24 protein-coding genes and 1 tRNA gene are annotated in these 24,046 nt (G+C 71.0%); 12 read left to right on the top strand and 13 right to left on the bottom strand.

Annotated elements, in window-relative coordinates; all coding sequences use genetic code 11:
• The first annotated feature begins 108 nt into the window (after positions 1-108).
• From AB0B39_RS17080 to AB0B39_RS17030, 11 genes are all read left to right on the top strand, one after another.
• Positions 109-339 (top strand): hypothetical protein, encoded by a 231-nt coding sequence (locus AB0B39_RS17080; protein ID WP_357574760.1) that lies wholly within the window; start codon positions 109-111, stop codon positions 337-339.
• A 51-nt stretch (positions 340-390) separates the two neighbouring features.
• Positions 391-912, top strand: a complete 522-nt coding sequence (locus AB0B39_RS17075; RefSeq protein ID WP_357574759.1) for a topology modulation protein — start codon at positions 391-393, stop codon at positions 910-912.
• A gap of 194 nt (positions 913-1,106) precedes the next feature.
• Positions 1,107-1,751, top strand: a complete 645-nt coding sequence (locus AB0B39_RS17070; protein WP_357574758.1) for a class I SAM-dependent methyltransferase — start codon at positions 1,107-1,109, stop codon at positions 1,749-1,751.
• Positions 1,748-2,530, top strand: coding sequence for a phosphotransferase (locus tag AB0B39_RS17065; RefSeq protein ID WP_357574757.1), 783 nt, complete (start codon positions 1,748-1,750; stop codon positions 2,528-2,530). Before AB0B39_RS17070 ends, AB0B39_RS17065 begins: the two co-directional genes overlap by 4 nt.
• Positions 2,506-3,159, top strand: coding sequence for a histidine phosphatase family protein (locus AB0B39_RS17060; protein WP_357574756.1), 654 nt, complete (start codon positions 2,506-2,508; stop codon positions 3,157-3,159). The genes AB0B39_RS17065 and AB0B39_RS17060 overlap by 25 nt, the downstream gene beginning before the upstream one ends.
• On the top strand, positions 3,152-3,967 hold the full coding sequence (locus AB0B39_RS17055) for an aminoglycoside phosphotransferase family protein (RefSeq protein WP_357574755.1): 816 nt from the start codon (positions 3,152-3,154) through the stop codon (positions 3,965-3,967). Before AB0B39_RS17060 ends, AB0B39_RS17055 begins: the two co-directional genes overlap by 8 nt.
• Positions 3,964-4,680: a GPP34 family phosphoprotein gene (locus AB0B39_RS17050; protein WP_357574754.1), complete on the top strand. Its 717-nt coding sequence runs from the start codon at positions 3,964-3,966 to the stop codon at positions 4,678-4,680. Before AB0B39_RS17055 ends, AB0B39_RS17050 begins: the two co-directional genes overlap by 4 nt.
• Before the next feature lie 472 nt (positions 4,681-5,152).
• Positions 5,153-5,686, top strand: coding sequence for a hypothetical protein (locus AB0B39_RS17045; protein ID WP_357574753.1), 534 nt, complete (start codon positions 5,153-5,155; stop codon positions 5,684-5,686).
• Positions 5,687-5,716: 30 nt separating this feature from the next.
• Positions 5,717-6,136: a hypothetical protein gene (locus AB0B39_RS17040; RefSeq protein WP_357574752.1), complete on the top strand. Its 420-nt coding sequence runs from the start codon at positions 5,717-5,719 to the stop codon at positions 6,134-6,136.
• Between the two features lie 819 nt (positions 6,137-6,955).
• A complete protein-coding gene (locus tag AB0B39_RS17035) occupies positions 6,956-7,165 on the top strand; it encodes a helix-turn-helix domain-containing protein (protein ID WP_357574751.1) in 210 nt (69 codons plus the stop codon).
• Between the two features lie 4 nt (positions 7,166-7,169).
• Positions 7,170-8,387: a tyrosine-type recombinase/integrase gene (locus AB0B39_RS17030; protein ID WP_357574750.1), complete on the top strand. Its 1,218-nt coding sequence runs from the start codon at positions 7,170-7,172 to the stop codon at positions 8,385-8,387.
• Between the two features lie 113 nt (positions 8,388-8,500).
• Here the strand turns inward: AB0B39_RS17030 and AB0B39_RS17025 are convergent.
• The 9 genes from AB0B39_RS17025 to ald form a co-directional block, all read right to left on the bottom strand.
• Positions 8,501-8,574: transfer RNA gene (locus tag AB0B39_RS17025), tRNA-Pro, on the bottom strand.
• A gap of 188 nt (positions 8,575-8,762) precedes the next feature.
• Positions 8,763-10,166 (bottom strand): ribosome biogenesis GTPase Der, encoded by a 1,404-nt coding sequence (der, locus tag AB0B39_RS17020; protein ID WP_354859389.1) that lies wholly within the window; start codon positions 10,164-10,166, stop codon positions 8,763-8,765.
• The gene (cmk, locus tag AB0B39_RS17015; RefSeq protein ID WP_357574749.1) at positions 10,163-10,843 is read right to left on the bottom strand and encodes a (d)CMP kinase; all 681 of its coding nucleotides are present in this window, start codon (positions 10,841-10,843) and stop codon (positions 10,163-10,165) included. The genes der and cmk overlap by 4 nt, the downstream gene beginning before the upstream one ends.
• Positions 10,844-11,036: 193 nt before the next feature.
• On the bottom strand, positions 11,037-11,807 hold the full coding sequence (locus tag AB0B39_RS17010) for a pseudouridine synthase (protein WP_234581858.1): 771 nt from the start codon (positions 11,805-11,807) through the stop codon (positions 11,037-11,039).
• The gene (gene scpB / locus AB0B39_RS17005) at positions 11,794-12,789 is read right to left on the bottom strand and encodes an SMC-Scp complex subunit ScpB (protein ID WP_357574748.1); all 996 of its coding nucleotides are present in this window, start codon (positions 12,787-12,789) and stop codon (positions 11,794-11,796) included. Before scpB ends, AB0B39_RS17010 begins: the two co-directional genes overlap by 14 nt.
• Positions 12,782-13,912, bottom strand: a complete 1,131-nt coding sequence (locus AB0B39_RS17000; protein WP_357574747.1) for a segregation/condensation protein A — start codon at positions 13,910-13,912, stop codon at positions 12,782-12,784. The genes scpB and AB0B39_RS17000 overlap by 8 nt, the downstream gene beginning before the upstream one ends.
• Before the next feature lie 41 nt (positions 13,913-13,953).
• Positions 13,954-14,877: a ParA family protein gene (locus AB0B39_RS16995; RefSeq protein ID WP_088990243.1), complete on the bottom strand. Its 924-nt coding sequence runs from the start codon at positions 14,875-14,877 to the stop codon at positions 13,954-13,956.
• 181 nt (positions 14,878-15,058) lie between these two features.
• On the bottom strand, positions 15,059-16,024 hold the full coding sequence (locus AB0B39_RS16990; RefSeq protein ID WP_234581861.1) for a site-specific tyrosine recombinase XerD: 966 nt from the start codon (positions 16,022-16,024) through the stop codon (positions 15,059-15,061).
• A gap of 39 nt (positions 16,025-16,063) precedes the next feature.
• Entirely contained in the window at positions 16,064-17,179 is a 1,116-nt protein-coding gene (gene ald, locus AB0B39_RS16985; protein ID WP_234581862.1) for an alanine dehydrogenase, read from the bottom strand.
• Between the two features lie 228 nt (positions 17,180-17,407).
• Here ald and AB0B39_RS16980 point away from each other — a divergent pair, with 228 nt between their 5' ends.
• Positions 17,408-17,731: a TM2 domain-containing protein gene (locus AB0B39_RS16980; RefSeq protein WP_308195333.1), complete on the top strand. Its 324-nt coding sequence runs from the start codon at positions 17,408-17,410 to the stop codon at positions 17,729-17,731.
• A gap of 86 nt (positions 17,732-17,817) precedes the next feature.
• On the opposite strand, the gene AB0B39_RS16975 is transcribed toward AB0B39_RS16980, so the two are convergent.
• The 4 genes from AB0B39_RS16975 to AB0B39_RS16960 form a co-directional block, all read right to left on the bottom strand.
• Entirely contained in the window at positions 17,818-18,423 is a 606-nt protein-coding gene (locus AB0B39_RS16975; RefSeq protein WP_357574746.1) for an NUDIX hydrolase, read from the bottom strand.
• The gene (locus AB0B39_RS16970) at positions 18,420-20,171 is read right to left on the bottom strand and encodes a CTP synthase (RefSeq protein ID WP_234581864.1); all 1,752 of its coding nucleotides are present in this window, start codon (positions 20,169-20,171) and stop codon (positions 18,420-18,422) included. The genes AB0B39_RS16975 and AB0B39_RS16970 overlap by 4 nt, the downstream gene beginning before the upstream one ends.
• A 163-nt stretch (positions 20,172-20,334) precedes the next feature.
• Positions 20,335-22,851: a hypothetical protein gene (locus tag AB0B39_RS16965; protein WP_357574745.1), complete on the bottom strand. Its 2,517-nt coding sequence runs from the start codon at positions 22,849-22,851 to the stop codon at positions 20,335-20,337.
• Complete coding sequence (locus AB0B39_RS16960; RefSeq protein WP_357489264.1) at positions 22,851-24,017, bottom strand: glycosyltransferase family 4 protein; 1,167 nt, start codon at positions 24,015-24,017, stop codon at positions 22,851-22,853. Before AB0B39_RS16960 ends, AB0B39_RS16965 begins: the two co-directional genes overlap by 1 nt.
• Positions 24,018-24,046: the final 29 nt, after the last annotated feature.

Below are 24,046 nucleotides of genomic sequence, written 5' to 3'. Positions count from 1 at the left end.
TCTGGATCACTGAAGGCTTCGCCCGCTTTATAAATATCGTAGAGTTCTCCTACCACGCCGAGAGCTCCCATTCCCCGGCCAGCCCCACCACGGCCTCCGCGAACTCGGGTGTCTCCGACCGGCCCTCGGGGCGCCAATGTATTCGTTCCCTCGTCGCTGATCGTCGGCGACGCCGCAGACGTGCGGCACCGCGTCGGCTGGCTCACGGAGATCGCCGGCACCGGTGAGCACGCCAGCCTCATCACCGAATGCCTCCGTCACCTCGACCCGTTCCGGCTCTCAACCCAACTCGAAGTGCTCGACTACCTGCTGCGCCACCCGGGGCCGGTGCGGTCATGACTCACCGTGTCACCACCGAACGAGCTCACCGCACCTCTACCCTGGAGAACCATGGACAGGATCGCCATCATCGGCTGCGGCGGCAGCGGCAAGTCCACCGTCGCGCGCCAGTTGGCCCGGATCCTCGACGTGCCGCTGACTCACCTCGACGCGACCTACTACGACGAGCACTGGAAGCCGCTACCGCAGGACGAGTTCGCCGCCCAGCAGGAGAAACTTGTCGCTGGCGAACGATGGATCATCGAAGGAAACTACGCCGGCACTCTGCCCATCCGGCTTGCCGCCGCCGACACCGTGATCTTTCTCGACCTGCCCGCCACGACCTGCCTGTGGGGCATTGCCCAACGCCGCTGGCGCTACCGCGGCGGACAACACCACCAAGACGGCGTCTACGACCGCATCACCTGGAACTTCGTCCGCTACATCCTCAGCTACCGGCGCACCATGCGCCCACGAGTCCAGCACCTGCTCCGCGAGCACGGACCACACATCCGCTTGATCACTCTCACCAGCCGCCGCCAAGCCGCCCGTCTGATCAACCGCGTCCGCGACGAGCATCAGCCCGTGACCTGACCGCAGCGGGACGGGAGGCGACAGATGTCGGCCAACCCGTTCCTTGACCCCGCCCTGGTCAAGGGCGACCTCTACCGGGGCGACGGCCGCTCGCCGACCGCACCCACGCGCTGCATCGCGGCAAGATCAGCGGAAGCGACGTCGCCGACGCGATCGCCAACCTGCTCGCCGCCCGGGTTCCACGCGGGGCGGCCGTGCTCGACATGGGTTGCGGGCGCGGCACCACAACCCTGCGCCTGGCCAACCGACTCCGGCCCCGCCGGCTCTTTGCCGTCGACGCCTCGGTCGCGCTTCTCCGCACTACCCGCGACCGCCTCGGCACCGCTGGCGAGTTGGGTTCAGTGGTATGCGCTGACTTCCATCACCTGCCACTGCCGGACAGCGTGGCCGACGCTGCGGTTGCCGCCTTCTGCCTCTATCACTCTCCAACGCCGGGTCTGGCCGTAGCGGAAATCGCCCGCTGTCTATGTCCTGGCGGCACAGCTGTCCTGGTCACCAAGTCGCTGGACAGCTACGGCGAACTCGACCATCTGGTCCACGCCGCCGGACTCGACCCACACGCCACCAGCCGACCGAGCCTCTACGAGAGCTTCCACAGCGGCAACCTGCACATCGTCGCCGCCACCAACCTGACCGTCATCGACGTCCATCACGAGGAACACGTCTTCCAGTTCTCGGACGCCACGCACCTCGCCCGCTACCTCATCACCACACCCAAATACCGGATTACCCTGACCGGCGGGATCCCTAATCTCGCCAAGGCCCTCCAGCAGCGCCTGTCCAAGCCGCCCTACACGACCCGATCTACCGTCAGCTATGCCGTAGCGGTGCGGCCGTGAGTGGCGTTCTCTTCGTCAAGCGTTACGACGACCCGGAACGCTGCGCCGCCGCTGCCGCTCACCATGCCTGGCTGGCCGGCTTGGGCTCCGGCGTACGTCTGCCCGCGCTTGTCGCGCGGGGTGTCCGGCATCTGATCTTCGAACGGTTGCCGGGGCACACACCCGGAATGGGCGATCTTCCGCGGGCCGCTGCAGCACTCGGCCGGCTCCACGCTGCCGCGCACCGGCATGAACTTCGGGCTGCCCGTCTCAATCAACCCCACATCACCCCGACCGGACTCGTAATCCCCGGCTTCACCAGCCCACGCCAGGAGGCGCTGCATCGCGCTGCTGCCGCGGCGGGCGTCCCCGGATCGAGCATCGGCGCGGTACTCGATCTGGCCGATCAGCCTGCAGCTTTTTACAAAGACCCGAACATCCGTAATTACCTCGCCAACGAGGAAGACGTCGCCGTCGTCGACTTCGACGACATGACGCTCGCTCCCTTCGGCTACGACCTGGCTGGCTTGCTCGTCACTGCCTCCATGACCCATGGCCGCCTCGACGAGCAAACCATCGCCCACTGCCTTCACGCCTACCGCGTCGTGATCGCGCCCCTGCTCTGCAGCTTGGCCGACCTGAAGCAGTACGCCGAACTGCACCACCTGCTGACACTGCGGTACCTCGGCCGCAACGGCTACCGGTACCCCTGGCCCACCGTCCGGCCCTGGCCCGACCCGTTCCCAGCCGAGCCGACCAGAAAAGGAGCCCTCGGATGGCCTCCACGACCGAATTGGTGATCGCCCGTCACGGCGAAGCCGCCTGCAACGTCGCCGGAATCGTCGGCGGCAAACAGGGCTGCACCGGCCTCACCGACCTCGGTTGGAACCAGGCGGGACAGCTCGCTGCCCGGCTAGCGGCCGAGCACGCCCACCGACCCTATGCCACCTTTTACGCCACACCCCGGCTTCGCGTGACTCAGACCGCCGAGATCATCACCAGAGCCCTGGGCTTGCCCGCCGCCATCGACCCAGATCTCCGCGGCCCTGACCACGGCGACGCCGACGGTCGAGCCTGGGCAGACGTGAAGACCTCCTTCCGAGGGCCGCCTCAGCACAGCCCCGACCATCAGTACGCTTCCGGCTCGGAGACATGGAACGAGTACCTCGACCGGGCCACTGCAGCGCTACAGAAGATCCTCACCCGCCACGACGGCGAACGAATTCTTCTCGCGGCCCATGGGGAAACCGTTGAAGCGGCGCACACGCTGCTCCTCGGCCTGCCACGGAACGCATGCCTGCGGCTCGGCTTCGTCAACGACCACGCCTCCCTCGCCCGGTGGCAGCGGCCAACTAACCGCTTCGGCCGCACCATCTGGCAGCTGGTCACCCACAACGACACCCGACACCTCCGACCCCGCCATGACTGACGGCAGCGTTCACCTCGCGCTCTGCCAGCGTCTCCTCGACACCGACGCCAAGCCCGTGAGCTGGCACCCCGGCCACGCCGGCACTCGCGCCCTACGCGCCTCGACGACCGCGCAAGGTGAGGTGATCGTCAAGATCCACCGCAGCCCGGAACTCCACGCCCAGGAAATCCATGCTTACAGCACCTGGGTACCCGGCCTCGGTAAACGAGCACCCCGGCTGCTCGCGATAGCCGACGACCCACCGGCCATCGTCATCACCGCGGTACCGGGCCTCCCACTCAGCCAGCGACAGCTCGACCCCAAGGCCGAGCAGGACGCATACCGGCAGGCAGGACAACTACTCAAGACACTGCACACCGCCGGACCGCCCCGCCTCGAACCAGACTGGACGGCCTGGCTCGCCGAACGCGCCGAGCACTGGATCCACCTAGCGGGCGAGCGGATCACTCCCAGTTGCCGCGCCGAAATGCGCGCCCACATGCGAGCGCTACGGGACCTCGCACCGCTATCGGCCGTGCCGTGTCACCTCGACTTCATGCCTCGCAACATGATCTACGGCGACGACGGGATTATCCGGCTGATCGACTTCGAGCACAGCCGCTACGACCTACCCGCCCGCGACCTCGTACGCCTAACCACACGCATCTGGCCGCAACGCCCCTGTCTCAGCAGGAGCTTCTTCCAGGACTACGGCCAGCTCGACAAAGCCAACCGCGAGGTCGTTGAACATTGCGCCCACCTTGATGCCCTGACGACGCTTTGCTCTGCCACCCCAGATGATGCCAAGCGTGCCAGCAAGATCCAATGAGCCTCAGTTCAGTAGCGGAAGCGATGGAGCCGCCCTGGCTCGACCGTGGAGAGGTTTCCCGCTGCGATGACCTGTTCCTCCTCGGCCACGACGACACGGGACACCCCCACGTGCACCGACAGACCCTCATCCTCGGGCTCGCGGGCGCAGTCCTGATCGACTGGTACCTGGCCGGGCGGGTGACCCTCTACCCGAACATCGATACCCACGCAGCCGACCACCAGCGAATACACCCGCACATCGACCGGCCAGTCGGAGACCTGATCGCCGACGCCACAGCCGCCACCATCCGCAACGCTCACCCGCTGCTGAGCATGTGGCTGCGGGCGTTTTCGCCGACGCGTACGACCGCACCCTCGCCGACCTGTTCGCTGGCGGGATCCTGCGCCAGTGCACCCGACGGCGCCTCGGCGGGCCTCATGCGCGCCGACACCTACCTGCCCTCCGACAGCAAATGGGCGGTCATCGCTCGCTCCCGCTTGCGCTACCTCGCCGCCGGTCACGAACAACCCAACGACCACAGCGCCGCCCTCGCCGGCCTCGTTACCGACCTCGGCCTCACCGACCACCTCTACCTCGACGACGAGACCCCAGCCATGACCAGCCGCCTGCGGGCCACCGCCGCGCAGCACTACCAACCGGTACGCGACATCACCGCCGCCGTCGACGCCGCCGTCGACGCCGCCGTCGGTGACCTCGCCACCGCCACCTAGCGCTAGCTCAATTCACCTCAACCCGGGAAAGCTCACCGTGAACAACCAATCACCCGTGCGACCTCCGACCGGCAAGCCCCGCCCGGTGGGCCGGGGAGCCATCGAGGTTATGGCCGCCGCCTGTGTGCTCGGTCTGCTCGCAGCCGCCACCGCTATCCCGACCTGGACGGGGACCGCCGGGCCAATGCAATCCCCACCCCCGCCACCAAGCACCGTCGCGTCCCGACCGACCGTGGCACCGTGTCCATCGCCCGCCGCCCTGACCGCGGCACAGCTCAAGACTCGTGCCCGACAAAAAATCGACCAGGCGCCGACGCGTCTGTCGGCGTCATCCCCGACGCGGCCGGGCTTCAGGACGATAGGGGCGGGGCCGTCCGGCTGTGATGCCATCCCGGGCCGGTTCGCCTACGTCCATCTACTCCAGTGGGCCACGGACACCACGACCGCAGGCAACAGCACAACCACGCGGATCGTGCTGTTCCAAGAGCAACGCTGGCGTGCCGACGACGCCTCCGGCCGCGTCATCCGCAGCCGCTACCCCGGCGGCAACCAGCCCACCGACGACAGCACCTACTACCCCGGCCAACTGGACGGACCCATCGGACCGATCGCCGCCGACCCGACGGCACTCACCGCACAGATCAACACCACGCAACCCCGATTCCTCAGACCCACCGCGATCCTCCGCGGCCTCGCCAGCCTGCTCGGCTGGCGCACCCCCAACCAACCAGCCCGCACCGCGATCCTCACCGTCCTACGCGACACCCCCGGAATCACCTACCACCCATCGGTGACCGACCGGGCAGGCCGAACCGGCATCGGCGTCAGCGCCACCGCCGACGACATCCGCTTCCTGCTGATCCTCAACCCCAGCACAGGCGAACTACTCGCCTACGAAAGAGCCGCACTCACACCGCCAGCCGACAGCGACCGAAACGGCGCCTTCGTCGACGACTACCACCTGTTCCTCGTCCACACCCACACCACGAGCAGCGACAACTCCTGACCCCGCCAACAACTTCAAGGAAATCCCGCCGTGGACGCTGTTCCGCGTATCCGCGCCGCCCACTGGGCGAACAAAGACCACGTCGCCGCACTCGTCGCCGACGCCGTCCATCCCAGCCCGCTCGCCACATGGCTCATCCCCGACCCAAGCCCACGGCGCCGGATCCTCACCGACGTCCTCGCCATCTGGATCGAACACGCCATGTTCTACGGCGACATCTACCTCACCGACGACGCCACCGCCGCCACCGTCGGCTTCCACCGATACCGGCCCATCTCCCCCCCGTATCGAACCAGCGACCTCTTCGGTGTGAACGAAGGGCTCTCGGAACAGCGCTGCGCCACCTCACCGACCGCCCGGGCAGCTGGAGCTCCTCGGCCGTCGCCATCACACCTACGCCGCCGAGGACGACGACGGCAATCGCATCGATCATCCCGTCTTGGTCGGTGAGCAGCAGATCCTCGAACAACTTGACCCATCGCCCGTCTGAGCTTCTTACCCACTGCGGCACGGCAACGGAGGCAGCAATCCGCCCGAGTTAACAAACGACCAGAGGCATTGACACCCTGACGAGCCGAAAATAGGTGAAACGCCACCCATAACAGCGATACGTGGAGCAGCGGCGAGCGTGCCGGTTGAGCCTTCGGCTCAACCGGCACTTTCCTTTCAATTTTCGGCAAGTTCCGCAGAACATCAGCAGTCCCAACCCATCCAGGTCGGCCACTGTGGTGGCTAACCGAACCGAGACCGAATGCACTCCGAGTCACCCATGCGCCGCCGGACTTCGAGTCGGCCGGCCCGCCGACGTGTGAACGAGCAGTCCCGCAAGCACGCCGATCGCCGGATCCTCCGACTCGGCAGCGCTGGCAGACATACCCCTTCGGCAGCACCGCTACCAGGGCGAACACCGGCACCGCACCCCTCACCGAAAGGCTCCAACGTGGAAACGCTTCAAAATCTCCGAATCTGCATCGATTTCGAACAGGGCAAGCAAATACACCCTGCAACCTGCTCAAGAATCAACGGGAGGCTTGACACCCTACGAACGGCACGGGTGGATAAGCCTCCACAGTCAGTAGATCCCTCGACCGTACATGGCAGCGACAGTGCCGTTGATTTCCGAATTCGGACAGGCTTGAATCCTGAAAGGACAGATCGGTGCCCGCCCCACCCCCAAACCGCGTTGTTAGATGGAACCGGTCGCCGGCAACTTGCCGGCCGCGCCACGCGACGCCGACTGCCCGGCTCCACCAACACGTTGGGCCGGCGATGAACGGCTCAGCCGCCCCGGAATGGCGGCCAGATCCCCTTCTGACCATCCACGACGTCGCCGCCTGGCTGGGCAAGCCCAAGAACACCCTCTACGCCTGGCACAGCCGAGGCAAGGGACCCCGCGCCATCCGCGTCGGCAACACCCTGCGCTACCGGCGCAGCGAAGTCGAACGCTGGCTCGACGAACACACCGACGCGGAGCGCTGACCCCATGGCCCGACCTGAACTACCCATCGGCACCTGGGGCAAGATCCGCATTCAAAAGCTGGAACCCAATCGGTTCCGCGCGCGAGCGCGGTTCCGCGACTACGACGGCAAGACCCGCGACATTGAGGCCACCGGTACCACCGGCCCGGCCGCCGAACGGGCGCCGAAGGTCAAGCTACGTGACCGAACCACCCCGAACGACGACGAGATCACCCGGGAGACTCGCGTCAGCACACTCGCCGACCTGTGGATCGAAGAGATCACCACCGAAGAGCGGATCGCACCACAAACCATCCAGCGATACGAGACCAGTACTCGCAACGCGATCCTGCCTGCCCTGGGCAATCTCCGGATCCGGGAAGCCAGCGTCGGGCGCCTGGATCGGTTCCTGCGCGACATCGCGAAGGACCGGCCCTCGGCAGCCAAAGGCGCGAAAGTCGTCCTGAGCCAGATGTTCGCTCTGGCCGTACGCCACGGCGCGATCCCCACCAACCCCGTCCGCGACACCAGCCGGCTCCGTAAACCCCGCCGCGCTGTCGTCGCCCTGACCGACGAGAATCTCCAGGCCGTCCGGATGGCGATCCGCGACTGGCAGCGACCGACCCCCGGAAAGCCTGGACCACGGCACAGCGGCGATCTGGCGGATATCGTCGACCTGATGCTCGCCACCGGCGCCCGCATCGGCGAGATCCTTGCCCTGCGATGGGAGGACCTCGACCTCGCCGCCGAACGCCCCACCCTGACGATCTGCGGCACGCTCGTCTTCGTCAAAGGCCAGGGCTTCTTCCGTCAACCCTGGACCAAGAGCGACGCCGGCTGGCGGATTGTCGTGCTGCCCCGGTTCGCCGTCGGCATGCTGCTGGCCCGTAAGCTCGTCGCCGCCGACAACCCCCACGAAGCGATCTTCGCCTCCCGACGCGGCACCTGGCTGTCGCCCAACAACGTCCGCCGTCAGTGGCGTGAGGCTCGCGCCGACACCGACCTCGCCTGGGTCACCCCGCACACCTTCCGCAAGACCGTGGCCACCCTCATCAAGGAAGAGACCGACACGAAGAGCGCCGCAGCGCAGCTTGGACACTCCAGCGAGGAGGTCACCGCCACCTACTACATCGCCAAGCCGGCCCAAGCCCCGGACGTCTCGGACATCCTTGAGCGACTCGGCACCGACCACGGGACGCGGCAAGATCCCCCAGCCGCCCTGCCCAACGATGCACAGGGATGACGAACCTCGTTGTCGACCCCGGTAAACGGGGGGTTTTCGGGGGACGGTTCAAAACCCCATAGACAAACTTAAAGCCCTGACCAGCGTTTCCGCTGGTCAGGGCTTTTTGTCTGTCGGGACGGCCGGATTCGAACCGACGACCCCTTGACCCCCAGTCAAGTGCGCTACCAAGCTGCGCCACGTCCCGCCCCCGCAAGGCTTCCCCTGCGACAGCCGGTACAGCTTAGCGCAGCACCTGCCGGTCCTCCGCACAGGCCCCACCCCGGTCGTGTGGGCCGCGAACCACCGCACACCGCCTAGAGCGTCCTAGGAGGGTGGGTAGAGAAATGCCGGATGATCTCGAGGGACCATCCGGCATTTCTGGGGTGTGCGGGGTCAGCCGTGCGCCTTGCCTCGGCCGCCGGGGCCGAGCTTCTTGCGCGGGCGTACGGAGATCTCGATGGGGCTGCCCTCGTACCCGAACTCCTCGCGGAGCTTGCGCTCGACGAAGCGCTGGTATCCGGCGTCCAGCGGGCCGGTGGTGAAGAGCACGAACCGCGGCGGCGCCACCCCGGCCTGGGTGGCGAACAGGATGCGTGGCGCGCGTCCGCCGCGCACCGGGTGCGGGGTGGCCTGCACCAGCGCGGTGAGCCACTGGTTGAGGTGCGCGGTCGGCACCCGGGTCTCCCAGCTGGCGAGGGCCTTGTTCAGGGCCGGGGCCAGCTTGTCCACCGCGCGGCCGGTCATCGCGGACAGGTTCAGCCGGATCGCCCAGGGGATGCGGCGCAGCTCCCGGTCGATCTCCTTGTCCAGGTAGTACCGGCGGTCGGCGTCGACCAGGTCCCACTTGTTGAACGCGATGACGAGCGCCCGGCCCGCCTCGGTCACCATCGTCAGGATCCGCTGGTCCTGCTCGCTGATCGGCTCGCTGGCGTCCAGCAGCACCACGGCGACCTCGGCGGCCTCGATGGCGCCGGCGGTACGCAGGCTGGCGTAGTACTCGGTGCCGCTGGCCTTGCCGACCCGCTTGCGCAGACCGGCCGTGTCGACCAGCTGCCAGGTCTGACCGCCGATGTCGACCAGGCTGTCCACCGGGTCCACTGTGGTGCCGGCGACCGAGTCGACGACCGCCCGCTCCTCGCCGGAGAACCTGTTGAGCAGGCTGGACTTGCCCACGTTCGGCCGGCCGACGAGCGCCACCCGGCGCGGCCCGCGCGGCCGGTTCTCCACGATCTCCGGGGCCTCCGGCAGCGCGGCGAGGATGGCGTCCAACAGGTCACCGGAGCCGCGTCCGTGCAGCGCGGACACCGGGAACGGCTCGCCGAGGCCGAGCGACCACAACGAGGTGGCCTCCATCTCGATGGCGGTGTTGTCGGCCTTGTTCGCCACCAGGATGACCGGCTTGGCGCTGCGCCGCAGCATCTTCACCGCGGCCTCGTCCACGTCCGTGGAGCCCACCATCGCGTCGACCACGAAGAGGACCACGTCGGCGGTGACCACCGCCGTCTCGGCCTGCGCCGCGATGGCCGCGGCCCGGTCCTTCGCGTCCGGTTCCCAACCGCCGGTGTCCACCACGGTGAACGACCGGCCGTTCCACTGCGCGTCGTACGGCACCCGGTCCCGGGTCACGCCGGGGACGTCCTCGACGACCGCCTGCCGACGGCCGATGATCCGGTTGACCAGAGTGGACTTACCCACGTTGGGACGACCCACCACGGCCACCACCGGCTGCGGGCCGGTCGGCTCCTCGACGGCGACGTCGGGTTCGCGCAGCTCCACCCATCCACCTGGATCGCTCATGCCACGCCCCGCTCGGTGAGCAGGTCACGCAGCCGGACGACGACCTCGTCGATGCCCAGCTCGGTCGTGTCCAGCACGACGGCGTCCGGCGCCTGGGCCAACGGGTTGACCTTGCGGGTCGAGTCGAGCCGGTCCCGGCGGGCCAGGTCGGCGGCGGTGGCCGCCACGTCGGCGGCATCCTCGGCGCTGCGCCGGGCGGCACGGGCCGCCTCGGAGGCGGTGAGGAAGACCTTCAGGTCGGCGTCCGGCGCCACGACCGAGCCGATGTCGCGACCCTCGACCACCATCCGGCCGGCGTTGACGATCATCTCGCGTTGGCGGGCGACCAGCAGCTCACGGACCGCCGGCACCGCAGCCACGGCGGAGACCGCCCCGGTGACCTCGGCACCGCGGATGTCCGCGTCCACGCCGACGCCGTCGACTGTCACGGCGTACCCCTGGGGGTCGGTGCCGATGCGCAGGTCGACCTCGCCGGCCACCTTCGCCACCGACGCGGCGTCGGTGAGGTCCACGCCGGAGCGCAGCACGGCCCACGTGATCGCCCGGTACATCGCACCGGTGTCCAGGTAGCGCGCGCCGATGCCGGCGGCGAGCCGCCGCGACACGGTGGACTTACCCGAACCGGACGGCCCGTCCACAGCGACCACACATCGCCCGGCCCGTACGTTTTCCTCCACCGTGTCCTCCTCAGCCCGTACCTCGCGGATCGCCCGGTGCTCTGGCGCCGCAAGCGGTTGTCAATCGTCATCAATCATGCCCGGGGTCCCTGGCGGACCCACGCGCGCCGCCGCCCGAGGCGACCCACGCCACCCCGGACCGCCGCGTTCGGCCGTCGCGAGCCTACCGGCAGCCGTACCCCGAACTCGGGGGTCAGTCACCCACCGCGTTGAACAGGGCGGCGACCTCGGCGTTGGTCAGCCGCCGGAGACGCCCGGTGCGCAGGTCGCCCAACCGGATCGGACCGATGGAGGTACGCACCAGACGGGTGACCGGGTGCCCGACCTCGTCCATCAACCGCCGGACGATGTGCTTGCGCCCTTCGTGCAGGCTCAGCTCCACCTGGGCGGATTTACCCAGGGTGCCAACCACCTTGAACGAATCGACCTTGACCGGTCCGTCCTCCAGCTCCACGCCCGCGAGGAGCCGCTTGCTGAGGTTGCGCGGGATCGGCCCGACCACCTCGGCGAGGTAGGTCTTGAGCACCTCGTACGACGGGTGCATGAGCTTGTGCGCGAGGTTGCCGTCGTTGGTGAGCAGCAGCAGGCCCTCGCTGTCCGCGTCGAGCCGCCCGACGTGGTAGACCCGCTGATCCAGCCGCCTGCCGATGAAGTCGGCCAGCTCGGTGCGTCCCTTCTCGTCCGCCATGGTGGTGACCACGCCACGCGGCTTGTTCATCGCCACGTAGACGAGACGGATGTCGACCTGGAGGCGCTCCCCGTCCACGTGGATCACCGCGGTGGCCGGGTCGACCTTGTCGCCGAGCTTCGCGACGCGCCCGTCCACGGTCACCCGACGCCGGAAGATCAGGTCCTCGCAGGCACGCCGGGAGCCCACGCCGGCGGCGGCGAGCACCTTCTGCAGGCGCTCCGCCCCCTCATAGACGGGGGCGTCGGACTTCGGGGAACGGTTATCGGGTCGCATCAGCAAGCTCTTCTACGTCGTCGGGCAGGAAGGGTGCGAGAGGTGGCAGTTCGTCGACGGTGTTCAGCCCGAGCTTCTCCAGGAACAGCGTGGTGGTCCGGTAGAGGAACGCCCCGCTGTCCGGTTCGGCGCCGCACTCCTCGACGAGGCCGCGGGTGAGCAGAGTACGGATCACGCCGTCGCAGTTGACACCCCGGATGGCCGAGATCCGCGACCGGGTCACCGGCTGCTTGTACGCGACCACGGCCAGAGTCTCCAACGCCGCCTGGGTCAGCCGCACGGACTGCCCGTCCAGGACGAACCGCTCGACGTACGTAGCGTATTCCGGCCGGGTGTACAACCGCCAACCGCCCGCCGCCCGCCGCAGCTCGAACCCGTGCCCGGCGGCCGTGTAACCGGCGGCGATCTCGTCGAGCATCGGCCCGATCCGCTCGGCCGGCTGCTCCAGCACCTGCGCCAGGACCAGCTCGCTGACGGGCTCGTCCACCACCAGCAGGATCGCCTCCAGCGCGCCGCGCAGCTCGGCGTCGGGCAGGTCGGGCGCGGGCTCCGGCGCGGCCGTCACCCGCCGCCGCCCCACAAACTCCCGGCGAGGTACGCCAGCAGCCCCCTCCCCCACCTGAGCCGCACCGGCCTCGGCCACCCCGACCGCCTCACGAGGCTCAGCGGACTCGGCCCCGGCGGACTCGGCGGACTCGGCGGACTCGGCGGACTCGGCGGACTCGGCGGAGATGGTGGACGATTCCGGCCCCAGGAAGGGCGGCATGCTTCCACGATCTTCTGCGGCTACCGGCGGAACGGTGTCGGCCGCAACGGCGGCCGGCGGGGAGTCGCGTTCGACGTCGGCCGCGGAGGGCTCGTCGGCCTCGGAAGGGTCAGCGGGCGCAGCGGTTGTGGGGGCTGCTCGGCGGGGGCGTTCCCACGGCGGGACCCAGGCGGCGGCCTGGTCGGCCAGGGAGTCCCGGCGTTCCTCGTCACTCATCCCGCTCACCCTCCGTCGTTCCCGTTCCGCCCGCTCCCACGGACTCCGAGCCGGCCTCCCCCGCCGGCTCCGGCGCAGCCACGAACACCGACGCAGCCTCCCCCGCCGGCTCCGGCGCAGCCACGAACGCCGGCGGAGCCTCCCCCGCCAACCCGGGCCCATCCTCACCCGCCGGCTCCGGCTCGGCGACGAGCGCCTTCCCGGGCCCGGGCTCGCCCGCCGGCTCCGGCGCTGGGGCCGGGTCGGGGTCGGCGGGGGTGCCGGCGTACTCGTCGACGTGCAGTTCGGTTTCGCCGTCGACCGGGCCGGTCCAGCGCACGGTCAGCTCCTCCAGGGCCTGCTCCTGCACGAAGGCCACCAGACCCTCCCGGTACAGCTCCAGCAGCGCCAGGAACCGCGCCACCACCTCCAGGGTGGCCTCGCAGTCCGCGCAGAGCAGCGAGAACGTCGCCGTGCCGGCCCGGCGCAGCCGGGAGGCGAGGATCGCCGCGTGTTCCCGGACGCTGACGCGGACCATGTGCACGTGGGCGATGGACACCTCCGGCACGGGCTTCGGGGTCATCGCCCGTACGGCCAGCTTCAGCAGTCGCTGCGGCCCGATGCCGAGCACCAGGTCGGGCAGCGCCTCGGCGTAGCGGGGCTCCAGGCTGACCGCGCGGGGATACCGCCGACCGCCGACCGCCTCCAACTCGGCGATGTGCGCCGCCGCCTCCTTGTACGCCTTGTACTGCAGGAGCCGGGCGAAGAGCAGGTCGCGCGCCTCCAGCAGGGCGAGGTCCGCCTCGTCCTCCACCTCGGCGGCGGGCAGCAGCCGGGCCGCCTTGAGGTCGAGCAGGGTCGCGGCGATGAGCAGGAACTCGCTGGCCTCGTCGAGGTCCCAGCTGTCGCCCATCGCGCGGATGTAGGCGATGAACTCGTCGGTGACCGTGTGCAGGGCCACCTCGGTGACGTCGAGCTTGTGCTTGCCGATCAGTTGCAGCAGCAGGTCGAACGGGCCGGTGAAGTTGGCCAGCCGCACCGTGAAGCCGGTGGCAGCCGTGTCGGCCACCGGGTCGGCGGGTGGCACACCGTCGACCACTGCCGCAGCAGCGGCTCCGGGCGGGTCGAGGGGTGGCGCGGTCACCGCACGACCGTAGTCCACGACACGGACACCTGGCGTTCCGGCTACCGCTCCGACTGGGCGGCGATCACCTCACGGGCCAACTGACGGTAGTTGCGCGCCCCGGAGGACGCCGGGTCCATCGTCGTGATCGGGGCACCGGCCACGGTGGACTCGGGGAACTTCACCGTCTTGGTGATGACCGTCTGGTAGACCTTGTCGCCGAACGCCTCGACCACCCGCTGGAGCACCTGACGGCAGTGGGTGGTGCGGCTGTCGTACATGGTGGCGAGGATGCCTTCGAGTTCCAGGTCGAAGTTGAGCCGCTCGCGCACCTTGTCGATGGTGTCCAGCAGCAGCGCGACACCGCGCAGGCTGAAGAACTCGCATTCGAGGGGGATGAGCACGCCGTGCGCGACGGTCAGCGCGTTGATCGCCAGCAGGCCGAGCGAGGGCTGGCAGTCGATCAGGATGTAGTCGTACTCCTTGCGCACCGAGCGCAGCACCCGGGCGAGGGCCATCTCCCGGGCGACCTCGTTGACGAGCTGGATCTCGGCGGCGGAGAGGTCGATGTTGGCCGGCAGCAGGTGCAGACCCGCGACGTCGGTCTTGATCAGGACGTCCTCGGCGGTCACGTCGTCCTGCATGAGCAGGTTGTAGACGGACAGGTCGAGGTTGTGCGGGTTGACCCCGAGGCCCACCGAGAGCGCGCCCTGCGGGTCGAAGTCGACAAGCAGCACCTTGCGGCCGTACTCAGCGAGGGCCGCGCCCAGGTTGATGGTGGTCGTGGTCTTGCCGACGCCACCCTTCTGGTTGGCCATCGCGATGATGCGCGCCGGGCCGTGCCGATCGGTGGGCATCGGCTCGGGGATCGGCTTGCGCATGGTGTAGGCCGCCGGATCCGCCGGACCCAGGTCCGCGCCGAGCGTGGCCTGCTGCTCGCGGAGCTCCGACGTCCAGGTCTCGGCACGGTCACCGTTGCCAGCCATGTCCTCGTTGCCCCCTCCCGACGACCCACCCGGCGTCGGAGCCGTCCGACGTCCTTCGCGGCGCCGCTGCGCACCCCGGTCGTGTCGCCCCAGGAGGTCCGCGCCGATGCCGACTGTACGCCACCGACCAGCAGGGCGTTCGGCACCGGCCCGGCGTGTCGAAGCCGACGACCGCCGGGGTTCAGCCGAGGGCGCGCGGGTGGGCCGTGGCGTACACCTCGCGCAGCCGCTCGACGGTGACGAGGGTGTAGACCTGGGTGGTGGTCACCGAGGCGTGGCCGAGCAACTCCTGGACCACCCGGACGTCGGCGCCGCCGTCGAGCAGGTGGGTGGCGTACGAGTGGCGCAGAGTGTGCGGGGAGACCGCGGCGGCGCCCTCGACCGGCAGGCCGGCCCGCCCGGCGGCGCGGCGCAGGATGGCCCAGGCGCCCTGGCGGGACAGCGCTCCGCCGCGCGCGTTCACGAAGACCGCGGGGGTTCCCTTGCCGTTGGCGGCCAGAGCGGGTCGGGCCCGGACCAGGTAGGCGCGTACCGCCTCGACCGCGTAGCCGCCGATCGGCACCAGCCGCACCCGGCCGCCCTTGCCACGCAGCAGCACGGTGCCCTCGTCGGTGTCGAGGTCGTCGATCGCGGCGCCGATCGCCTCGGAGATCCGCGCGCCGGTGCCGTACAGGAATTCCAGCAGCGCCCGGTCGCGCAGCGCGAGCGGCGCCTCCTCGCCGGTCGCGGTGATCGCGCCGGCGGTCTCCAGGAGCCGGACGACGTCGTCGACTCCCAGCGCGCGGGGCAGCCGGCGCGGCGGGGTGGGCGGGCGGACGTCGCGGCTGGGGTCGGCGCCGGCCAGTCCCTCGCGCAGCGCGAAGCGGTGCAGGCCGCGGACGGCGCTGGCGGCGCGGGCGGCGGACGACACGGCCAGGGGCGGATGGTCGTCGTCGCCGGCGCGCAGTCGGGCCAGGTGCGACTCGACGACGCCGGCGCCGACCGACGCGAGGTCGGCGACGCCGGCGTCGGCCAGGGTCGTGAGATAGCGGTCCAGATCCCGGCGGTACGACGCGAGGGTGTTCGCGGACAGGCCGCGCTCGACGGTGAGGTGGTCGAGGTAGCCGCGCACGGCACGGCGCAGGGCCGGCGCGGGCTCAGCGCCCACGCCGGCCTGCTGCGTGATCCCGCTCAGACCGCCACCGCTCTAGGCCAGGACGTCGGCCAGCGGGAGCACGGTCATGCCGTGCGCCTCGGCGACCGGGCCGTAGGTGACCTGGCCGTCGTGGGTGTTGAGGCCCAACGCGAGGGCCGGGTCGTTGCGCAGCGCCTCGCGCCAGCCGTTGTTGGCCAGTTCCAGGGCGTACGGCAGGGTGACGTTGGTCAGCGCGTAGGTGCTGGTGTTCGGCACCGCGCCGGGCATGTTCGCCACGCAGTAGAAGATCGACTCGTGCACCTTGTAGACCGGGTCGGCGTGCGTGGTGGGGCGCGAGTCCTCGAAGCAGCCACCCTGGTCGATGGCGATGTCGACGAGCACGCTGCCCGGCTTCATCCGGGAGACCAGCTCGTTGGAGATCAACGTCGGGGCCTTCGCGCCGGGCACCAGCACCGCGCCGATGACCAGGTCGGCGTCGAGCACGGCCCGCTCGATCTCGTACGCGTTCGAGGCGACGGTCTGCAGGTGCCCCCGGTAGATGGCGTCGGCCTGGCGGAGCCGGGCGACGTTCTTGTCCAGCAGCAGCACCTCGGACTGCAGGCCCAGGGCGATGGCGGCGGCGTTCATGCCGGAGACGCCGGCGCCGATGACGACGGTCTTCGCCGCGTACACGCCGGAGACGCCGCCGGGCAGCACGCCGCGCCCGCCGCCGGTGCGCATCATGTAGAACGCGCCCACCTGCGGGGCGAGCCGGCCGGCCACCTCGGACATCGGGGCGAGCAGCGGCAACGACCGGTCGGGCAGCTCGACGGTCTCGTAGGCGATGCCGGTGACCTTGCGGTCGATCAGCGCGTCCGTGCACTCCTTGGAGGCGGCCAGGTGCAGGTAGGTGAACAGCACCTGCCCCTCGCGCATCCGGTGGTACTCCTCGGCGATCGGCTCCTTGACCTTGAGCACCAGCTCGGCGGTGTCCCACACCTCGTCGGCGGTGGCCAGGATCGTGGCGCCCGCCGCGGCGAACTCCTCATCGGTGATGCTGGAGCCGACGCCGGCGCCGGACTCGACGAAGACCTGGTGGCCGCTGCGGGTGAACTCGTTGACGCCCGCCGGCGTGATCGCCACGCGGTACTCGTGGTTCTTGACCTCGCGTGGGATTCCGACCTTCACGATGCAGACACCTCTCTTCGGGGGCTGAGTTCCCCCCGACTGCTCGGTGCCGCGACGGCCCCGTTGCCGCCACGGTCCACCGGTCCCGCCGGCGGCAGTCTAGGCGTGCCCGACCCCGCTGGAAGCCAGCACAGTGGCATCCGGTGCCCGGGTGACCTGACGGAGTGTCAGGGCGCCGAACGGGCCGGCAGTGGGACGTCACCTCAGCCGTCAGGACAGTGTTCGCCCATTATCGTCCCATCTGACGTGTGGCGGTGCGGACAGCGGGCGAGTGGATCACTAGTGTGTCCGCCCATGACCACTCCTCCTTACCAGCCGGGGTACGCCCCGGGTTACTCCGACAAGAGCAAGGTCGTCGCGGGCATCCTCGGCATCCTGCTCGGCACCTTCGGGGCCGGTCGGTTCTACACCGGACACACCAAGATCGCCGTTCTCCAGCTCGTCGTGAGCCTGGTGACCTGCGGCGTCGGCGCGCTCTGGGGCGTCATCGACGGCATCCTGATCCTGGTCAACGGCGGCACGGACGCGCAGGGCCGCCCGCTGCGCGACTGACCCGCACGGCGACATACAAAGGGGCCCCGCCGTCGGCGGGGCCCCTTCGTGCGTACGCACCGATCGGGAAGGACCGGCGGCGGCGCTCAGCGCGGCAGCGGCGCCTGGTCGCGACGCAGCGCCGCGAAGCCGGTGTCCCGGGCGCGAGCCGCCGCGAGCAGCCCGGCCACCGCGGACGCGTTGGTGATCTCGCCGGCCAGGACCATGTCGACCGCCTCGTCCAGGGCCATCCGGACGATCTGCAGGTCGGCCTCCTCGTCGCGGCGCTCGTGACGCTCGGACGCCGGCACGTCGGCCAAGTCCCGGGCCAGGAACACCCGGACGATCTCGTTGGTGAACCCCGGCGAGCTGTGCAGGTCCACCAGCACGTCGACCCGCCCGGCGGTGAGATCGGCCTCCTCGGCCAGCTCCCGCAGCGCGGCGGCCGGCAGCTCCTCACCGGAGACGTCCATCAGCCCGGCCGGCAGCTCCCACAGGTGCCGGCCGACCGGATGCCGGTACTGCCGGATCAGCACCACCTGGCCGGCGTCGTCGAGGGCCACCACGGCCACCGCCCCGACGTGCCGGACGAGGTCGCGCAGCGCGGTCCCGCCGCCCGGCATGGTCACCTCCTCGGTGACCACGTCGAAGATCCGACCCCGGTAGCGCTCCTCGCGGGAGCGCACCTCGTAGCGGTGCTCAAGGTCGCTCACGAGGCCGACGCGGCCTTCGTCGCGGCGCCGTTGCGGGCGGCCTTGCGCGTCGACGGGGCCTCCGACGCCGCCTCCAGGTCGACAGGCAACTGGTCGGCCTGCGAGTACGTCACGGCGGCCTTGACGAACGACGCGAACAGCGGGTGCGGGCGGGTGGGACGGCTCTTCAGCTCCGGATGCGCCTGCGTGGCCACGAAGAACGGGTGCAGATCCCGGTCCAGCTCGACGAACTCGACCAGCCGGCCGTCCGGGGAGGTGCCGGAGATGTGCAGGCCCGCCTTGGTCAGCGCGTCCCGGTAGGCGTTGTTGACCTCGTAGCGGTGCCGGTGCCGCTCGCTGATGTCGGTGCTGCCGTACGCCTCGGCGACGATCGAGCCCTCGGTCAGCGTCGCCGGGTACGCCCCGAGCCGCATGGTGCCGCCCAGATCGCCCTTGCCGGCGACGATGTCCTCCTGGTCGGCCATCGTGGCGATGACCGGGTGCGCGGCCTGCTCGTCGAACTCCAGCGAGTTGGCGCCGTCCAGGCCGGCCAGGTGCCGGGCCACGTCGATCGTCATGCACTGCAGGCCGAGGCAGAGGCCAAGCAGGGGGATGCCGTTCTCCCGGGCGTACCGGGCCGTGCCGATCTTGCCCTCGATGCCACGGACGCCGAACCCGCCCGGGATGAGGATGCCGTCCACGCCGGCCAGGGCCGCCGCCGCGCCGGCCGGGGTGACGCACTCGTCGCTGGGCACCCAGCGCAGCTGCACCCGCGCCCGGTGACCGAAACCGGCCGCCCGGATCGCCTCGCTCACCGACAGGTACGCGTCCGGCAGGTCGACGTACTTGCCGACCACGGCGACGGTGACCGTGTGCCGGGGGCGGTGCACCCGCTCCAGCAGGTCGTCCCAGCTCGCCCAGTCCACGTCCCGGAACGACAGCCCGAGCCGGCGCACCACGTACGCGTCGAGCCCCTCGCGGTGCAGCACCTTCGGGATGTCGTAGATGCTCGGGGCGTCCGGCGCGGCGACCACCGCCTCGGCGTCGACGTCGCAGTACAGCGACAGCTTCTCCTTGAGCTTCACCGGGATCTCCCGGTCGCAGCGCAGCACGATGGCGTCCGGCTGGATACCGATGTTGCGCAGCTGCGCCACGGAGTGCTGGGTCGGCTTGGTCTTCAGCTCGCCCGACGGCGCCAGGTACGGCACCAGCGACACGTGCAGGTAGAAGCAGTTGTCGCGGCCCAGGTCGTGGCGGACCTGGCGGATCGCCTCCAGGAACGGCAGCGACTCGATGTCGCCGACGGTGCCGCCGACCTCGGTGATGACCACGTCGGGCAGGACGCCGTCGTCGTCCGGGTCGGCCATCGCCAGGATCCGCGACTTGATCTCGTTGGTGATGTGCGGGATGACCTGGACGGTGTCGCCCAGGTACTCCCCCCGGCGCTCCTTGGCGATCACGTCGGAGTAGATCTGGCCGGTGGTGACGTTCGCCTTGCCGGACAGGGCCCGGTCCAGGAAACGCTCGTAGTGCCCGACGTCGAGGTCGGTCTCGGCGCCGTCCTCGGTGACGAAGACCTCGCCGTGCTGGAACGGGTTCATCGTCCCGGGGTCGACGTTGAGGTAGGGGTCGAGCTTCTGCATCACCACACGCAGTCCGCGCGCGGTCAACAGGTTGCCGAGGCTGGAGGCGGTGAGGCCCTTACCCAGCGAGGAGGCGACGCCCCCGGTGACGAAAATGTGCCTGGTCGTCCGTGCTGATGGGGCCAAGGCCTGCTCCCGTGTCGTCTGTCGCGGTCATGCAGACCGCCGTGCTCGATCAGCAAAGTGATCACGCGATCCACGGGATTCCACGGTAACACCTCTACGGCGGGTACTCGCAGGCCGCACCCCGGGTGCGACAGGAGCGGGCCACTGGGACGACGCCCGACGGTCAGGAGGCGGCAACCTCGGTCGATGGCCGGGTGGCCGGCGCGGCCGGGGTGTCCGCCGGCATGTCCACCTGGGTATCCGCCGGTCGTCGCTGCGCCGGCGCGGAGGGTGTCCCGGTCGCCGCGTCCGCGGCCGGACGCTCCGGCGGCGACTTCGCGGGCTTGTCGACCACCTCGGGGCCCACCGGCGCGTCGACCGCCCCGGGGCCCACCGGCCCGTCCGGGCCCGCGGGCAGCACGACCGCTCGTGGGGGCGCGGCGGGCGGGCCGCCGATCGGCCGGGGATGACCCGCGCCCAGCGGTCCACCGCCACCGGTCGGACCGTCGCCCCCGCCGGCCGGCCCGTCGCCCCCGCCTGCGGGCCCGTCGCCACCGGAGCCCGAGTCGTCGTCGGCCCCGTTCTCCCGGGCACGGCCCGTGCCCGGGCGGGTCCGGTCGGCAGCATGTCCGAGGACCCGCAGCGACGCCAACGCCGCCATCGGCACCACCAGGGCCGCCGCCGCCCCCGCCACGTCCAGCGCCGCGCCGTCGAGTACGCCGCCCAGCACCGCCGCGACCGCCGTGCCGCCCAGCGCGGCGCGGATCGCCGGGTAGATGCCGAACAGCCGCATCAGCCCGCCCCACGGTTGCAGCAGGGCGAACCACACCAGCAGCCCACCGGCCAGCGCCAGCACGGTCAACGGGCTGTTCACCAGCGTCTCGAAGTTCGCCGTGCTGGACCGGTGCACGGTGAACCCGCCGGTGCCGTCCGCGACCGCGGACAGGAACCGGCCCAGACTCCCCCGCTCCGCCGCCGGGCGCCGCAGGTCCACCACGGCGAAGCCGATGCCGACCGCCAGGGCGGCCATGGTGGCCCACGCCAGTCGGGTGATGGTGAGCCAGCCGCCGGCGCTGATCGCCGCGGCCACACTCAGCCCGGCCGTCAGCGCGATGGCGCCGACCGGGTCGGCGCCCAGGTACGGGCTGCCGACCACCACCACGGCGAGACCGCCCACGGCGACCATCACCGCGGGCCGCCAGCGGCGGTGCACGCGCTGGGCGAACCACCCGCCGGTCACCAGCGCGCTGGCGAGGAACACGCCCAGCCCGACAGTGCTCAGCCCGGCGTACCGGCCACCCTGCAACGCCGAGTAGCCGACCACGCTGTTGAGCTGCAGGCTCGACCCGGTGAGCACGTCCAGCCCGACGACAAGTGTCGTGAGGCCGGCCACCGCGCCGAACGGGCCGAGCGTGTTCGCGTACCCGGGGGCGAACCGGACCGCCGCGGTGCCACCCGCGACCAGCAGCGCGGTGACCACGGCGAAGATCCATCCCGGGTGCTCGCCCCGCCACCAGGGGACGGCGTCGGCGAGCAGCGCGGCCGGAACGGTCAACGCCGCCGCCACCAGCAACAACTCCACCACCGCCACGACGCGGGCGGAGACCGGGGTCGGGCCGGCCGGACCGGCGTGCGGTCGGGCCCGGCGCAGCAACGGCAGCACCGCCAGCGCCAGCAGCACCTGAAGCCCGGCGAGCAGGGCGAAGAACCGGCCGGAGACGGCCCGCTGGGCGATCGCCTCCCGGTCGGCGTTCGCCGGCGCGTTGATCGCCTCGGTCAGGTCGGACGGTCGACCGCCGGTGCTGACCGCGGGCCGGCCGAGGAACAGCCGCTCCGGCATCGGCCGACCCAGCGCGGCAAGCGCCGTCGGCGCGAGGTCGACAAGTTGCAGGTAGCCGTCGCGGCCGGTGCTGGCCGAGGTGAGCCAACCCCGCTCCCAGCCCGGCCCGTCGGCGACCACCACGTGCAGCCGCGACGGCTGCTCGGTGTCGGAGATTCCGGCCACCAGCACCAGCGACCGGTCCGGCCGCGCGGCCAGGACCCGGGCCAGCTGGGCGTCGGCCGCCCGCGCCTGCTCGGCACGCGCCGCCGGGTCGGTCCCCTCGACCGTGCCGAGGTCGACGATGCTCAGCACGCACGAGCCGAGCAGCCGGCGCGGATCGGCCGGCAGGCCCGCGGCGTACCTGTCGACCCGGCCGAACGGGCGGGCGGCGGCCACTGCCGCGCCCGGACCCACGGCGACCGAGCAGCGCACCGACTCCGACAGCGACCCGGGCATGGTGCCCCAGGGCAGCCGCTGCTGGTTGTACTGGACCACGCTCTCCTGATCGGGCAGGTTCGCGCCGATCCCGTCCGGTTGCTCCACTGTCACGCCGGCGGGCGGGCAGCCGCCGTCGGGCCGGGTGCCGTTCCACGCGGCGAAGCTGCCCGCGCCGAGGGTCAGCCACCCGTCGACCGGGCAGGTGGGCCGGTGCGCGGACCGCACCGACAGGGAGCCGATCGAGCCGTCCCGGGCCATCCGCCACAGCGTCGGTGTGCTCTGCTGGTCGACGTCCTCCCAGCGCAGCCCGGCGATCCCGGCGAGCACCACGAAGTCGGCGGTGCGCTGCGGGGTGCCCTGCGGCGGCCGGGCGGCCAGCGCGGTCACGCCCAGCACCACCACGAGCACGGTCAGCAGGGCGGGAGCGAGTCGACGCACCATCACCGGTGTCCCGTCATCGGCGCGTCGGAGCCGGGGGCGGCCGGAGGAGTCCCACGGGCGGCCAGCTCGGCGTAGAGGGCCGCCAGCACGGCCACCGTGTCCGCCTCGGTGGGCCACGTCGCCGCCCGCTCGGCGCCGCGCCGACCCAGCTCGGCCCGGGCCTCCGGATCGTCCAACAGCGCGCGCACCGCCGCGTCGACCGCGTCCACGTCGCCTGCGGGGACCAGCTCGGCGGCGTCGCCGACCAGCTCCGGCAGGCCACCCACAGCGGTCGCCACCAGCGGCACACCGGCCCGCATCGCCTCCTGGGCGAACAACTGCCGGGCCTCCCAGTCGCTGGTGACCACCGCGAGATCGGCGCCGGCGAGCAGGTCGGCAACGTCGGTGCGGTGCCCCAGCAGGGTCACCGGGGCCCGGGCGGCGGAGGTCCGCGCGGCGAGCGGCAGGTACGCCGGGCCGCTCCCGGCGATCACGACGACCGGCGGCGGGGTACGCGTACGCCAGCGGGCGGCCGCGTCGATCAGCACGTCGTAGCGCTTCTGCGGGTGCAGCCGCCCCACCGAGACGAGCAACGGCTGCTCCGGCCGTACGCCGAACTCGGCGCGCACGGCGGCGCGGCGTCGACGGGGTGCGGGCAGCGTCGGGGCGGCGACCGGGGCGAGTCGGGCGTCGGCGGCGCCCAGCGCTGCGGCCCGCTCGACCAGGTCGGTGGAGGCGCCGAGAGCCACCCGGGCGCCCCGGGCGACCACCCGCTCGACGAACCGCGAGACCCCGCCGCGCAGGCCGCCCGCGAGGACCGCGTTGTGCCAGGTCACGACCAGCGGGGCGGACGGACGGGCCAGCACGGCCACGAGACCGGCGCGCAGGCCGTGCGCGTGCACCACGTCGACCCGGGCCGCGGCGAGCGCCCGCCGCAGGGCGAGCACCGCCCGCGCGTCGGCGGGGGTCGGGCTGGCCGGGATCTCCACCGGTTCGAAACGCGCGCCGACGCCGGTGAAGTCGAACTGCTCCTGCGTGGCCGCCGGCCCGCACACCAGCACCGTGGCCCCGGCGGCGACGAGCCCGCGCGCCACCGAGCGGACGTGCTGGCCGACCCCACCGGTGCTGGACGCCAGCAGCAGCGCCACGGAGCCCGACCAGCCGGCGGGCAGGCTGCTCCCGGTCATCGCGACCACCGTCGGTTCCCGTTGACAAC

This window comes from Micromonospora sp. NPDC049114, assembly GCF_040648635.1.
GTDB lineage: Bacteria > Actinomycetota > Actinomycetes > Mycobacteriales > Micromonosporaceae > Micromonospora.
Note: the sequence above shows the minus strand (reverse complement) of the source record. Positions and strands in the feature narration are given on the sequence as shown.

Bases quoted from the DNA above. Each gene is read 5' to 3' on its own strand.
- AB0B39_RS17075 (WP_357574759.1), top strand. From the start codon at position 391: ATGGACAGGATCGCCATCATCGGCTGCGGCGGCAGCGGCAAGTCCACC.
- AB0B39_RS17060 (WP_357574756.1), top strand. From the start codon at position 2,506: ATGGCCTCCACGACCGAATTGGTGATCGCCCGTCACGGCGAAGCCGCC.
- AB0B39_RS17055 (WP_357574755.1), top strand. From the start codon at position 3,152: ATGACTGACGGCAGCGTTCACCTCGCGCTCTGCCAGCGTCTCCTCGAC.
- AB0B39_RS17050 (WP_357574754.1), top strand. From the start codon at position 3,964: ATGAGCCTCAGTTCAGTAGCGGAAGCGATGGAGCCGCCCTGGCTCGAC.
- AB0B39_RS17035 (WP_357574751.1), top strand. From the start codon at position 6,956: ATGAACGGCTCAGCCGCCCCGGAATGGCGGCCAGATCCCCTTCTGACC.
- AB0B39_RS17030 (WP_357574750.1), top strand. From the start codon at position 7,170: ATGGCCCGACCTGAACTACCCATCGGCACCTGGGGCAAGATCCGCATT.
- der (WP_354859389.1), bottom strand. From the start codon at position 10,166: ATGAGCGATCCAGGTGGATGGGTGGAGCTGCGCGAACCCGACGTCGCC.
- AB0B39_RS17010 (WP_234581858.1), bottom strand. From the start codon at position 11,807: ATGCGACCCGATAACCGTTCCCCGAAGTCCGACGCCCCCGTCTATGAG.
- scpB (WP_357574748.1), bottom strand. From the start codon at position 12,789: ATGAGTGACGAGGAACGCCGGGACTCCCTGGCCGACCAGGCCGCCGCC.
- AB0B39_RS16995 (WP_088990243.1), bottom strand. From the start codon at position 14,877: ATGGCTGGCAACGGTGACCGTGCCGAGACCTGGACGTCGGAGCTCCGC.
- AB0B39_RS16965 (WP_357574745.1), bottom strand. From the start codon at position 22,851: ATGGTGCGTCGACTCGCTCCCGCCCTGCTGACCGTGCTCGTGGTGGTG.
- AB0B39_RS16960 (WP_357489264.1), bottom strand. From the start codon at position 24,017: ATGACCGGGAGCAGCCTGCCCGCCGGCTGGTCGGGCTCCGTGGCGCTG.